General features: G+C 69.0%; 10 protein-coding genes and 3 pseudogenes. 8 read left to right on the top strand and 5 right to left on the bottom strand.

Annotated features, from left to right (window positions below):
• Positions 1-9: 9 nt before the first annotated feature.
• From ASF65_RS11135 to ASF65_RS11150, 4 genes are read left to right on the top strand one after another with little or no spacing between them, the layout of a single operon-like run.
• The gene (locus ASF65_RS11135; protein WP_244486632.1) at positions 10-1,035 is read left to right on the top strand and encodes an ABC transporter permease; all 1,026 of its coding nucleotides are present in this window, start codon (positions 10-12) and stop codon (positions 1,033-1,035) included.
• Entirely contained in the window at positions 1,032-1,955 is a 924-nt protein-coding gene (gene nikC, locus ASF65_RS11140) for a nickel transporter permease (RefSeq protein ID WP_055888854.1), read from the top strand. The genes ASF65_RS11135 and nikC overlap by 4 nt, the downstream gene beginning before the upstream one ends.
• The gene (locus ASF65_RS11145) at positions 1,952-2,809 is read left to right on the top strand and encodes an ABC transporter ATP-binding protein (protein ID WP_055888856.1); all 858 of its coding nucleotides are present in this window, start codon (positions 1,952-1,954) and stop codon (positions 2,807-2,809) included. The genes nikC and ASF65_RS11145 overlap by 4 nt, the downstream gene beginning before the upstream one ends.
• Positions 2,806-3,579, top strand: coding sequence for an ABC transporter ATP-binding protein (locus ASF65_RS11150; RefSeq protein WP_055888858.1), 774 nt, complete (start codon positions 2,806-2,808; stop codon positions 3,577-3,579). The genes ASF65_RS11145 and ASF65_RS11150 overlap by 4 nt, the downstream gene beginning before the upstream one ends.
• A 121-nt stretch (positions 3,580-3,700) precedes the next feature.
• On the opposite strand, the pseudogene ASF65_RS22040 reads toward ASF65_RS11150, so the two are convergent.
• From ASF65_RS22040 to ASF65_RS11165, 5 genes and pseudogenes are all read right to left on the bottom strand, one after another.
• Positions 3,701-3,893: pseudogene (locus ASF65_RS22040) on the bottom strand (NAD-dependent dehydratase); the annotation flags it as partial.
• 1 nt (position 3,894) lies between these two features.
• Positions 3,895-4,407, bottom strand: a pseudogene (locus ASF65_RS22045) (NAD-dependent dehydratase); the annotation flags it as partial.
• Between the two features lies 1 nt (position 4,408).
• Positions 4,409-5,022 (bottom strand): annotated as a pseudogene (locus ASF65_RS22050) (NAD-dependent epimerase/dehydratase family protein); the annotation flags it as partial.
• Positions 5,023-5,047: 25 nt separating this feature from the next.
• A complete protein-coding gene (locus ASF65_RS11160) occupies positions 5,048-6,742 on the bottom strand; it encodes an extracellular solute-binding protein (RefSeq protein ID WP_055888860.1) in 1,695 nt (564 codons plus the stop codon).
• A 9-nt stretch (positions 6,743-6,751) separates the two neighbouring features.
• Positions 6,752-7,702 (bottom strand): NAD(P)-dependent oxidoreductase, encoded by a 951-nt coding sequence (locus ASF65_RS11165; RefSeq protein WP_055888861.1) that lies wholly within the window; start codon positions 7,700-7,702, stop codon positions 6,752-6,754.
• Positions 7,703-8,018: 316 nt separating this feature from the next.
• Here ASF65_RS11165 and ASF65_RS11170 point away from each other — a divergent pair, with 316 nt between their 5' ends.
• The 4 genes from ASF65_RS11170 to ASF65_RS11185 all read left to right on the top strand — a co-directional run bounded on the left by ASF65_RS11170 (position 8,019) and on the right by ASF65_RS11185 (position 12,634).
• The gene (locus tag ASF65_RS11170; RefSeq protein ID WP_244486616.1) at positions 8,019-9,128 is read left to right on the top strand and encodes an ABC transporter substrate-binding protein; all 1,110 of its coding nucleotides are present in this window, start codon (positions 8,019-8,021) and stop codon (positions 9,126-9,128) included.
• A gap of 64 nt (positions 9,129-9,192) precedes the next feature.
• The gene (locus ASF65_RS11175) at positions 9,193-10,683 is read left to right on the top strand and encodes a sugar ABC transporter ATP-binding protein (RefSeq protein WP_055888865.1); all 1,491 of its coding nucleotides are present in this window, start codon (positions 9,193-9,195) and stop codon (positions 10,681-10,683) included.
• A 14-nt stretch (positions 10,684-10,697) separates the two neighbouring features.
• Complete coding sequence (locus tag ASF65_RS11180; protein WP_055888867.1) at positions 10,698-11,657, top strand: ABC transporter permease; 960 nt, start codon at positions 10,698-10,700, stop codon at positions 11,655-11,657.
• Entirely contained in the window at positions 11,654-12,634 is a 981-nt protein-coding gene (locus tag ASF65_RS11185) for an ABC transporter permease (protein WP_082505408.1), read from the top strand. The genes ASF65_RS11180 and ASF65_RS11185 overlap by 4 nt, the downstream gene beginning before the upstream one ends.
• Positions 12,635-12,644 lie beyond the last annotated feature (10 nt).

Genomic DNA, 12,644 nt, shown 5'->3' on the forward strand with positions numbered 1-12,644 from the left:
GCCTTCGGCCTGCCGCGCTTCGTCTCGCGCGGCGCGAGCCTCCTGTCCAGCCTGCTCTTGACGCTCTTCGGCCTCCTCTTCGTTACCTTCCTCATCGCGCGCGTCGTGCCGGTCGATCCGGTGCTCGCGATCGTCGGCGACCGGGCGACGCAGGCGCAGTACGATGCCGCGCGCGTCTCGCTCGGTCTGGACCAGCCGCTCCCCGTGCAGTTCGTGCGCTATCTCGGCGACGTCGCGACGGGCGATCTCGGACGCTCGAACCTCACCTCGCGCCCCGTCGTCGAGGACATCGCCTCGGCCTTTCCGGCAACGCTGGAACTCGCCACGCTCGCGACGCTGATCGGCGTCCTCATCGGCGTGCCCGCGGGCGTCGTCGGCGCGGTGCATCAGGGGCGATGGCAGGATCAGGCGATCCGCGTCGTCGGGCTTCTCGGCTATTCGATGCCGGTCTTCTGGCTCGGCCTCATCGCGCTTCTCGTGTTCTACGGGCAGCTCGGCTGGGTCGGCGGTCCCGGGCGGCTCGACGTCTCCTACGAGCTCGCCTACGAGTTCGACGTGACGCCGGTGACCGGCTCGATCCTCATCGATTCCGCGCTGTCGGGCGCATGGGACGTATTCCGCAACGCCCTGTCGCACTTGATCCTGCCGGCCCTGGTGCTCGGCTACTTCTCGCTCGCCTACATCTCGCGCATGACGCGCTCGTTCATGCTGGAGCAGCTGTCGCAGGACTATGTGACGACCGCGCGCGTCAAGGGCGTGTCGGAGCGTCGCGTCGTCTGGGTCCATGCGCTCGGCAACGCGATGGTGCCGCTCGTCACCGTGATCGCCCTCTCCTATGCCGCACTTCTGGAGGGCTCGGTGCTCACCGAAACTGTCTTCGCCTGGCCCGGCCTCGGGCTCTACATCACGCAGGCGCTCTTCGCCGCCGACTTCAACGCGGTGCTCGGCGGCACGCTGGTGATCGGCGCGGTCTTCGTCGTCCTCAACATCCTGTCCGACCTCGTCTACACGCTGGTCGATCCGAGGGCGCGATGAGCGGGGCGGCCTCGACCTCCGCCGGCTGGATCGGCTGGCTGACGACCGACACGCCGCGCTCGCGGCTGCAGGCGCGCGCCGTCTCGCTGTACCAGGGATGGCGCATCCTCAGCGGCAATCCGCTGGCGATGATCGGCCTCGTTCTCATCGCGACCCTTCTCCTGATGGTGGCCTTCGCGCCGCTTTTCGCCACCCACGATCCCAACGCGCAGAACCTCTCCACGCGCCTCCTGCCGCCCGGCGCCGGACATTGGCTGGGGACCGACGAACTCGGCCGCGACGTCTGGAGCCGGCTCGTCTACGGCTCGCGCGTCACGCTCTACGTCGTCGCGCTGGTCGCGCTGACGGCGCCGGTGCTCGGCCTCGTGATCGGCACCGTCGCCGGGACGCTCGGTGGCTGGACCGACCGCGTATTGATGCGCGTCACCGATATCTTCCTTGCCTTCCCCCGCCTCGTGTTGGCGCTCGCCTTCGTCGCAGCGCTCGGGCCCGGCATCGAGAACGCGGTCCTCGCCATCGCGCTGACCGCATGGCCGCCCTATGCCCGCGTCGCGCGCGCCGAGACGCTGACCGTGCGGCGCTCCGACTACATCGCCGCCGCCCGGCTGCAGGGGGCGGGCACGCTGCGCATCATCACCGGTCACATCATGCCGATGTGCCTGTCCTCGGTGATCGTGCGCATCACCCTCGACATGGCCGGCATCATCCTGACGGCGGCCGGTCTCGGCTTCCTCGGCCTCGGCGCGCAGCCGCCGCTCGCCGAATGGGGCGCGATGATCTCGTCGGGCCGCCAGTACCTCCTGACCCACTGGTGGGTCGCGACGATCCCCGGCATCGCGATCCTGCTGGTCAGCCTCGCCTTCAACCTCCTCGGCGACGCGCTTCGCGACATCCTCGATCCCCGGAGCGGCCAGCAATGAGCGGACCCGTCTCGTCCGACGCGCCGCTTCTCGAAGTACGCAACCTCACGGTCGGGTTCGATACGCGGCGCGGACTGGTGGAGGCCGTGCGCGGCATCTCCTTCGATGTCGGGCGGGAGCGGGTCGCGATCGTCGGCGAATCTGGTTCGGGCAAGTCGATGACGGGGCGTGCGATCCTGCGTCTCGTGCGCCCGCCCGGGCACGTGGCGGCCGACCGCCTCGCCTTTCGCGGCACCGATCTCATCGGCCTGTCCGAAAAGGAGATGCGCGCGGTGCGCGGCCGGCGCATCGCCATGGTCATGCAGGACCCGAAATATTCGCTGAACCCGGTGATGCGGATCGACCGGCAGCTCGGCGAGGCGCTGCGCGCGCACGGGCGCATCTCGTCCACGGAAGCGCGGCGCCGCATGATCGCGATGCTGGAGGACGTGCAGATCCGCGATCCCGAGCGCGTCCTGCGATCCTATCCGCACGAATTGTCGGGCGGCATGGGGCAGCGCGTCATGATCGCGATGATGCTGATCCCGGAGCCCGAACTCCTGATCGCCGACGAGCCGACCTCGGCGCTCGACGTCACCGTACAGCTCGAGGTCCTGCGGATCCTCGACGGTCTCGTACGCGGGCGCGGCATGGGGCTCCTCTTCATCAGCCACGACCTTCGCCTTGTCTCGACCTTCTGCGACCGGGTGCTCGTGATGTATCGCGGGCGGATCGTCGAGGAGATCGAGGCCGACCGGCTCGGCCAAGCGCGCCACCCCTATACGCAGGGGCTTCTCGCCTGCCTGCCGCGCATCGGCGGCGGACACGACACCCTGCCGACGCTCGACCGCCGACCGGAATGGCTGAACGCATGACGACGAGCCCCCGCATCGAAGTCCGCGATCTCGTGGTGACGCTCGGGGAGGGCCGCAACCGCGTCGACGCGGTGAAGGGCGTGTCCTTCCGGGTCGAGACGGGCGAGTCCTTCGGTCTCGTCGGGGAATCGGGTTCAGGCAAGTCCACGATCCTGCGCGCCATCTGCGGGCTGGCGCCGATCTCGTCGGGCGAGATTCGGGTCGATGGCGAAAGGCTGGGGGAGCGGCGCGACAAGCGCTTCGCCGCCCGCGTCCAGATGGTGTTTCAGGACCCCTACGGCTCGCTGCACCCGCGCCACACGATCGACCGCATCCTGTCCGAGCCGCTGGCGATCCATGGGCTGAAGGATCGCGACCGGCGGGTCCTCCAGGCGCTGTCGGATGTCGGGCTCGACCCGGCCTTCCGCTTCCGCCTGCCGCACCAGCTTTCGGGCGGACAGCGCCAGCGCATCGCGATCGCCCGCGCGCTGATCCTCGAGCCGTCGGTCCTGCTTCTCGACGAGCCGACCTCGGCGCTCGACGCCTCGATCCAGGCCGAGGTCCTGAACCTCCTGACGCGTCTTCGCGCCGAGCGCGGCCTGACCTACCTTTTCGTCAGCCACGACCTCGCCGTGGTCGACCACATGTGCGAGCGCCTCCTCGTCATGCGAGGCGGCGAGGCGGTGGAAGCGCTGGAGGAGGGTCGCCTCGCAACGCGCGATGTCGCGTCCGATTACGCGCGGACGCTGATGACGGCGAGCGACGGTTTCGTGCGCCCGCCCGCCGCCTAGGCAGAACCGGCGGCGGGCGCATCCCCTGCCCCCTTCGGAGCGTAGGGCCGGACCAGCGCTTACCGCCCCGCAGCCGGAGCGACTGCGGGGCGGTGGCACGGGTCGTCGAAGCGTTGCGCCGTTACGGGATGAGCCGGTCGGCGCGCAGGCGTTCGAAGAGGTCGAAGAAGGCGTCGTCGGTCGGCTGGTAGTCGAGAAAGCCGAGGCGGCGCGACTTGCCCATGTCGGTCATCACCTCGAACGGACGGCCGAGGTCGGCATCCGTGTGCCAGGGCGAGGCGAGACGATCGAGGTCCGCTTCGGCCAGCCCCTCANCGAGTTGTTGTCGAACTCGCGGTCCGCCGAGGCGCCGAGGAAGCCGAGGCGGCGCGACTTGCCCATGTCGGTCATCACCTCGAACGGACGGCCGAGGTCGGCATCCGTGTGCCAGGGCGAGGCGAGACGATCGAGGTCCGCTTCGGCCAGCCCCTCACGCTCGGCAATGCGACGCCACACCGGCGCGTCGTCGCGCATCTGCTCCTCCAACGGGATGACCGTGCCGTCGAACGGGGCGGGCTCCAGCCCGAACCAGTCCGCGATGCGCGCCCACATCCACTTCCAGCGGAAGACGTCGCCGTTGACGATGTTGAACGCCTCGTCGGCCGCCTGCGGCGTCGTCGCCGCCCACAGGAGATGGCGCGCCAGCTGGCTGGCGCTCGTCATGTCGGTGAGGCCGTTCCACTGCGCCGCCGAGCCGGGGAAGCGGAACGGGCGGCCGGTCTCGCGGCAGAGCGTGGCGTAGACCGCGAGCGTCGTGCCCATGTTCATCGCGTTGCCGACCGCCTTGCCNGAGCCGGGGAAGCGGAACGGGCGGCCGGTCTCGCGGCAGAGCGTGGCGTAGACCGCGAGCGTCGTGCCCATGTTCATCGCGTTGCCGACCGCCTTGCCGATCACCGTGTGCGGGCGGTGGACGCTCCAGGTGAAGCCGTCGCGCCGGGCGGCGGCGAAGACCTCGTCCTCCTGCGCGTAGTAGAAGTTGGCGACGTCGAGGCGGCCTTGGCTTTCGCGGAACGGGGTCTCGGGCAGCTCGCCCTTGCCGTAGGCCTCGAAGGGTCCGAGGTAGTGCTTGAGGCCGGTGACGAGCGCGACGTGGCGCACCCCGCCGCCTGCGGCGCGCAGGCCGTCGAGGAGGTTGCGCACCATGCCAGCGTTGACGCGGATGTTCTCGGCCTCGGTCGGCTGACGCAACCAGGTCGTGATGAAGACGCTGTCGGGTTTTAGGTCGCGCAGAGCGTTCGCCGTTCCGGCCGCGTCCTGCAGGTCGGCGGCCACGGGACGGACGCCCGGCTGCTCCACCGGCCGGCGGGCCAGCCCATGCACCGTCCATCCCTCCGACAGGAGACGCGAGGCCGTCGCGCTGCCCACGATCCCGCTCGCTCCCACAACCAGCGCTGTCTTCTTCATCATGCAACTCCTTGATCTGTGAAAGTCAAACGGGTGCCGGCTGTCGCAGGAGCTCGCCGATCGCCGATCCAGCGTCCGCCAGCGCCGCGTCGACGCTCTTGTCGCGCGACAGCGCGGCATGGATCTCGCGGCCGATCACGGCCTCCATGCGCGTGTAGACCGGCAGGTTCGGGCGCTGCCACGTGGTCAGGAGCTGGCGACGCGCGAGACCGTCGACGAAGCGCACGATCGGCGAGCCGGCGCTAGCCTCCGGGTCGGCGCTGGTCGAGAAGCGCGGCGCCACGGGAAAGCCGTTGCGCACATGCGCATGCATCGCCTTTTCCGACGTCATCCAGGCGATCGCCTCAGCGGCGAGGCCGACGCGATCCTCCGGCAGATTGGCGGGGATCGCGAGCAGGAAACCGCCGATCGGCGAGGCGCGACCGCCGCCGGGTCCCGCCGGCTGCGGCAGGTACTCGACCTTGCGCTTCACCACCGACTGGACGTCGTATTCCATGCGTGAGGCGCGCATGGTCCAGCAATAGGCCATGGAGGCGCGGCCCGACAGGAACAGGGAGAGGTTCTGGTCCCACGCAAGATCGAGCGCGTCGGGCGGCGCGATCTCGAGAAGGCGTCGCATGTAGTCGAGCGCCGCGCGGCCCGCCGGCCCGTCGATCAGCGAGACCATCTCCTCGGCGTCGCCCGCGCGGATGGGGCCGCCGCCCTTCGGCGCGATCGGGGGCGAGCCGCAGGCGCCGAGGAAGAACAGGAAGGTCGAGGCGATCGGCATGCCACGCGCGCCGTCGAAGACGATTCCGTAGCGGCCCTGTTCGGGCTGATGGAAGCGCCGGCCGCTGTCGATCACGTCGTCGAAGGTCTTCGGGAACGCGAGGTTGCGCTCCTCGAACAGGTCCTTGCGCGCCGCCAGGATCGCGATCGTGCAGTAGATCGGCACGCCGAACGTCTCGCCCTGCCAGTCGGCGGTGGACTGGATCACCGGATGGAAGTCGGTGAGATCGAGGACGCCGGACGAGATCAGCGGGTCGAGGGGGCGCAGGAGCCCCTGCCCCGCCATCTCGCCGAGCCAGGGCATGTTGACCGTGACGACGTCGTAGCTCGACACGGGACGCTGCGCGTTCGCCAGAAGCTCGCGGTGGAGATCGGGCAGCCGACGCAGGCTGAAGTCGCGCGAGGCGGCGAGATTGCTGCGCAGATCCACCCACATGTTGCGCATGGCCGAGAAGTAGTTGTCGTCGTTGAGCAGGAAGCGGATGTCGGGTCCCGCGCCGGCGCGCCGCTCCATCAGGCGCGGCGGCGGCGGCGGGTGCGAGGCCAGCGGCGTCCCGCCGAAGTAATACTGCTCCTCGTCCTCGCCCGACCCGCGCAGTCCCACCGTGCGCGCGATCAGCGCCTTCATCGACCGCGCATAGGCGGTGAAGGCGCGACGCATCTCGTCGCCCGGATGGAGCGAATGGCTCTTGCCGGTGCGCCCGCGCGGCACGCGCAGGATCACGCCGCCGTCCACCATGCGCCCGATCAGCCGCATCGACGTCGCGTAAGGCACGCCCGTCACCTGCGCCAGCATCGACACGGTCACCATCTGGCCGCGGATTTCCGACTTCATCAGGAAGGCGGTGATGTTCCAGATCGGCTCGTCGTCGCAGAGCGGCATCGTCTCGCGGAACGGCGCGCGCGTCTGCTCCAGGAACTCGATGACGCGAAGGATCTCGTATTCGTTCAACGCGGGGCCTCAGCGACGATGTGCGGCGGCCTGCTGCCGGTCGTCGCTCGCGCCCGTCGACGCCTCCGTCGGCGCAAAGCCGGCCTGCCGCTCGCATTGCTCGAGGAGCACGAAGAAGTCCTGGCCCGCAAGCCCGGCCGCGTAGGCGCCCTCATATTGCTGGCGCACCAGCGCTGTCAGATGCATCGGCACGTGGTCGTGACGCGCGGCGCCGAGGATCAGATCGAAGTCCTTCATCATCTGCTCGACCGTGAAGGCCGGGTCGAAGTCGCGCGACACGAGGAGGTCGCGCTTGTAGGCGAGAAGCGGCGAGGCGACGGCGCTGTGCGCGATGACGTCGAGCATGGTGGCGGTGTCGAGGCCGCCCTTGCGCCCGAGCGTCAGAGCCTCGGCGACGAGCGCCGACATCGACCCGACCAGCGCGTTGAGGACGAGCTTGAGATAGCGCGCCTCCTCGGCGTTGCCGACGTGGAACTGGTGGGCCGAGAAGCAGGCGAGCACCGGCCGTGCGGCATGGAAGGCCGCCTCGGGACCCGACACGATCACCGAGAGCTGTCCGCTCGCCGCCGTCGCGGTCGAGCCGGACACCGGTGCGCGCAGGTAGGCGACGCCCCGTTCGGCAAGGGTCGCGGCCAGCCGCGCGGAGATGTCGGGCGAGACCGTGCTCATCTCCATCAGGATCTGGCCGGGACGCATCTGGTCCGCGAACCCGCCCGCGCCGAGCGCCAGTTCGTCCAGCACCTCGTCGTTCGGGATCGTCAGCGCCACGATGTCGGCGGCGGCCAGAAGATCGGCGAGCGTATGGGCGACCTCCGCCCCTTCCGCCACGAGGCTCGCCCGGTTCTGCGCGAGCGGCTCGTAGATCGTGACGGGCATTCCCGCGTTCAGGACGCGCCGGCTCATCGGGCGCCCCATCTTGCCGGTGCCGATCCATCCGACGCGCGGTGCATCCTCGCTCATGTCGAAGCTCCTCCCCTCCGGCGCCGCCCGTCTTTTCGCGGGTCCGCGCGGTGAGCCCAAGTTGTGAACGATGCGCCGGGCGCTGTTGAGACGAACGATATCCATTTTGGACAAATCGAGGTTTGTTCTTGGCACGGCTCAATCATTAACGTGGCGTCAGGGTCGAACGAAGGCCCGTGGGAGGACTACAGCTTTGTTCGTCGAATATCTTGCGGTGCGATAACAGCACTCGCAGGAGCGAACACTTGCGCGCCTTCCAGACATTCCGTCGCTTTGGGAGGAGCTGCATATGATAACGGGTTTCAGGCGATATCTCTTGAGTGCCGTCGCCGCCATGGCCGGCATCTGCTCGGCCCATGCGGGGCCCTACGAGGGCGCGCCGCGCACGTTCCTGTTCAATCCGGCGCAGGACATCTGCTTCAAGGACACGTCCCAGTACAAGAAGGACGGTCCCTACATCATCGGCTTCTCCAATGCGGGCCTCGGCGACAGCTGGCGCGTCGTGATGCAGCATTCGGTGATGAAGGCGGCGGCCGAGCACAAGGACAAGATCAAGCAGCTGATCATCACCGATGCCGGCCACGACGACGCCAAGCAGGTCGCCGACATTCAGGACCTGATCTCGCGCCAGGTCGACCTTCTCCTCGTCAGCGCCAACACCGAGCAGGCGCTTGATCCCGCGATCAGCCGGGCGATGCAGCGCGGCATCCCGGTGGTCATGGTCGACCGGCGCATCGCCTCCGACAACTTCATCTCGTTCGTGACGGCCTCCGACACGATGATGGGCCGCCTCTTCGCCCAGTGGATCGTCGAGAAGCTGAACGGCCAGGGCAACGTCATCATGCTGGCCGGCCAGGCAGGCTCCAGCCCCAACGAGATCCGCACCCGCGCCGCCATGCAGGTGTTCAACCAGCATCCCGGCATCAAGATCCTCGACACGGTCTATTCCGACTGGAGCCCGGTGAAGGGCAAGCAGGTCATGCAGGCCGCGATCTCCAAGTACGGGAAGCAGATCAACGCCGTCTGGTCGGCGCACGGCCTGCAGACGCCGGGTTCGATCGAGGCCTTCATCGAGGCGGGCTGGAAGGACGGCGAGATCCCGCCGCACACGACGTCCGACGTCAACGGCCCGCTGCAGCTCGCGCTCCAGCACAAGGTGCCGATGCTCGAGGTCGGCTACCCGCCCGCCATGGGGGGCGTGGGCATCGACGTCGCGCTGAAGGTGCTCGACGGGCAGACCGTGCCCTGCACCTACGAGATCAACTCGCAGATCGCGACCACGGACGGTGACGAGACCGCATCGATCCGCCGCGACCTGCCGATCTCGGAGGTGGTGGTCCCGAACGGCCCAGCCGACATGCTGGTCACCGGCGGCATGGGCCCGGACTACAACCCGACGACCTACAGCGTCGACTACCCCCGCTGATGTCGAACGGCGGCCCGGCTCCGGCCCGGCCGCCCATCCCCCAGTCTGTCGCGGGAGACCGGCCATGCTGATGCTCAAGGGTATCGCCAAGGGCTTTCCGGGCGTGCGCGCCCTCAACGATGTCGACTTCGAAGCGCGATCGGGCGAGATCCATGCGCTGGTCGGCGAGAACGGCGCGGGCAAGTCGACGCTGACGCGCGTGATCGCGGGCGTCCACCAGCCCGATGCCGGCACGATCACCTTCGACGGACAGCCGACCGTCTGGAAGGGGCCGGGCGACGCCAAGCGGCACGGCGTCCACGTGATCTACCAGGAGTTCGTGCTCTTCCCGCATCTCAGCGTCGCGGAGAACATCTTCATCGGCCACGAGCGCCGCAACCGGCTCGGCCTCATCGACCACCGGCGTACCCGCGCCGACGCCAAGGCACTGCTGGAGCGGTTCGGCATCGACATCGATCCGCGCAGCCGCGTCCGCGATCTGTCGGTCGCCGACCAGCAGATGGTGGAGATCGCCAAGGCGCTGATCCACGACGTCAAGCTTCTGATCCTCGACGAGCCGACCGCCGTCATCTCCGGCCGCGAGGTGGACGTCCTGTTCGAGCGCCTGCGCCGCCTGCGCGATGCCGGCGTCGCCATCGTCTACATCTCGCATCGGCTGGAGGAGATCTTCGCCCTCTGCGACCGCGTGACCGTCCTGAAGGACGGCGGCTTCGTCGCCAGCCGGCCGATCGGCGAGGTGACGCGCGACCAGCTCATCGCGCTCATGGTCGGTCGCAACCTCGCCGAACTGTTCCCGAAGCGCCGCGGGCCGAAAACGCCCGGTCCCGTCGTCGTCGAGGCGCGCAACATCGACGTGCCCGGACGCGTTCGCGGCGCCTCGATCGCACTGCGGGCGGGCGAGATCACCGGACTTGCCGGCATGGTCGGCGCCGGGCGCTCGGAACTCGCGCTCGCCCTGTTCGGCGCCCTGAAGAAGACCGGCGGCGAGGTTCTCGTGGACGGCAGGCCGGTCGACATCGGCTCGCCGCGCCGCGCGATCGAGCTCGGGATCGGCCTCGTGACCGAGGACCGCAAGGGCCAGGGCCTCGCCATGCTCCTCGACGTCGCCGCCAACGTGTCGGCGTCGACGCTGCCCGAATTTACGCGGGCCGGCCTCTTCGACCGGCGCCGCGAGGGCGCGGTGGCCGACGAGGCCATCGCCTCCTTCCGCATCGCCTGCCGTGGTCCCGAGACGCCGGTTGCGGTGATGTCGGGCGGCAACCAGCAGAAGGTGATCGTCGCCCGCTGGGCGCGCACCTCGACCCGCCTCCTGATCCTCGATGAGCCGACGCGCGGCGTCGATGTGGGCGCCAAGACCGAGATCTACCGCATCATGCAGGAGCTCGCCGACCGCGGCGTCGCGATCCTGATGATCTCGTCGGAACTGCCCGAGATCGTCGGCATGTCGGAGCGCGTCGTCGTCATGCGCGAGGGCGTCGTCACAGGCGAACTCGGGCCCGGCGAAATCACCGAGGAAGCCGTGGTCGAACTCGCCACGCGCCGCATGGCCGGCTGAAGGAGGCAGAACGCATGTCCACCGCCCTGTCGCGCGCCCTGACCGGAAGCCGAACCGGCCTTCTCGTCGTCCTCGCGCTCCTCGTCGCCCTGTTTGCCGTCGGCGCCTTCGTCTCCGACCGGTTCGCCACAACGGGCAATATCCTCAACGTCTACGAGCAGTCGACGGGCCTGGCGCTCGTCAGCCTCGGCCAGACGCTGACGGTGCTGACCGGCGGCATCGACCTGTCGGTCGGCTCGGTGGTGAGCCTCCTGTCGATGCTGACCTCCGGCCTCATCGACGGGCGTGCCGAAATGGTCGTGCCGGTGCTGGCCGGCGTGCTCGCCCTCGGCACGTTGATCGGCGCCCTGAACGGCGGTCTGATCGTCGCGACCGGCGTCCATCCACTGATCGTCACGCTCGGCACGGGCGCGATCGTGCAGGGCATCGCCCTTCTCTACGGTCTCGGCCCGGTCGGCGGGGTGCCGCTGGAGTTCGACGTTTTCGCCTACGGCACCTTCGCCGGTGGCCTGTCGATCGGCGCGACGATCGCGCTTGCGCTGTTCCTTCTCGTGTCGTTCTTCCTGAACAACACCCGCACGGGCCGACGCATCTATGCCGTGGGCGACGATGCGCACGCGGCCGACCTGATGGGCCTGCCGCGCCGTCGCATCCTCGTCGGCGTCTATGCGGCCTCGGGCTTCTTCGCCGCCCTCACCGCGATCTACCTCGTCAGCCGCTTCAGCGCCGGCCAGCCCTACACCGGTGCCAACTACACGCTCGCCTCGATCACGCCGGTCGTGGTCGGCGGCACCATGCTGACGGGCGGGCGCGGCGGCGTGATCGGCACGCTGCTCGGCGTCTACCTCGTCTCGCTTCTCAACAACATGCTGAACTTCCTCGACATCTCGAGCCACTACCAGCTCGTTGTGCAGGGTCTCGTCATCATCCTGGCCGTGTCGGTCTACGTGGAAAAGCAGCGGGGACTGGCATGAGCGAGGCACGGACCACCCTGGTGAAGCCGCTCGACGCGGCCCTCGCGCCCGCACCCTTCCGTCAGCACCTGTCGCGCTATGGCATCCTGATCTTCCTGCTTCTCGTCCTCGCGGTCGGCGGGTTGGCGGCTCCGGGCTTCCTGTCGGGTGCCAACGTCTCGAACATGCTGCTGCAGTTCGCCCCGCTCGGCATCGTGGTGATCGGCCAGACCTTCGTGATCCTGGTGCGCGGCCTCGACCTGTCGGTCGCTTCGGTCATGGCGACGGCCGCCGTCACCGCCACCGCCTTCAACGGCGTCAACGCCGACGTGCCCTTCGTCTTCGCCACCGCAATCGCGATCGGCATGGCGGTCGGCCTCGTCAACGGCCTTCTCGTGACGCGCCGCCGCGTGTCGCCGTTCCTGGCGACGCTCGCCACGATGATCGTGCTGCAAGGCGCGCGCACGGCGTGGACGCAGGGCGCCCCGTCGGGGAACGTGCCGCCCCTCTTCCGCACGATCGGCGCCGGCACCTTCAACGGCATCCCCTACAACATCGTCTTCCTCGTTGCGGTGGCGATCCTCGCGGCCGCCGCGCTCCACCGCAGCGCCTTCGGCCGGCGCGTCTTCATCACCGGCGGCAATCCCGTCACCGCCCATCTCGTCGGCATCCGCGCCGACCTCGTCACCCTCCTCGCCTATGTCGTCAGCGGTGCCTGCGCGGCCATAGCGGGACTGGTGCTCGCCGGCTTCGTCGGGGTCGTCGACAACTTCGTCGGCCGCGGCTTCGAACTCGACTCGATCGTGGCGGCCGTGGTCGGCGGCATCGCGCTTTCGGGCGGCAAGGGAACGGTCGCCGGAGCCCTGACGGGTGCAGCCATCCTCGTCGCCATCTCCAATCTCGTCGTGATGCTCGGCCTGCCCGTGCAGATGCAGATCATCCTGAAGGGCGTCGTCATCATCGTGGCCGCCAGCTTCTACGTGAAGCGCGGACGCTGAGCGGAGCAAC

The organism is Aureimonas sp. Leaf324 (assembly GCF_001423245.1).
GTDB lineage: Bacteria > Pseudomonadota > Alphaproteobacteria > Rhizobiales > Rhizobiaceae > Aureimonas.

Excerpts from the sequence above, each read along its gene's own strand:
- ASF65_RS11145 (WP_055888856.1), top strand. The coding sequence starts at position 1,952 with ATGAGCGGACCCGTCTCGTCCGACGCGCCGCTTCTCGAAGTACGCAAC.
- ASF65_RS11165 (WP_055888861.1), bottom strand. The coding sequence starts at position 7,702 with ATGAGCGAGGATGCACCGCGCGTCGGATGGATCGGCACCGGCAAGATG.
- ASF65_RS11175 (WP_055888865.1), top strand. The coding sequence starts at position 9,193 with ATGCTGATGCTCAAGGGTATCGCCAAGGGCTTTCCGGGCGTGCGCGCC.
- ASF65_RS11150 (WP_055888858.1), top strand. The coding sequence starts at position 2,806 with ATGACGACGAGCCCCCGCATCGAAGTCCGCGATCTCGTGGTGACGCTC.
- nikC (WP_055888854.1), top strand. The coding sequence starts at position 1,032 with ATGAGCGGGGCGGCCTCGACCTCCGCCGGCTGGATCGGCTGGCTGACG.
- ASF65_RS11185 (WP_082505408.1), top strand. The coding sequence starts at position 11,654 with ATGAGCGAGGCACGGACCACCCTGGTGAAGCCGCTCGACGCGGCCCTC.
- ASF65_RS11180 (WP_055888867.1), top strand. The coding sequence starts at position 10,698 with ATGTCCACCGCCCTGTCGCGCGCCCTGACCGGAAGCCGAACCGGCCTT.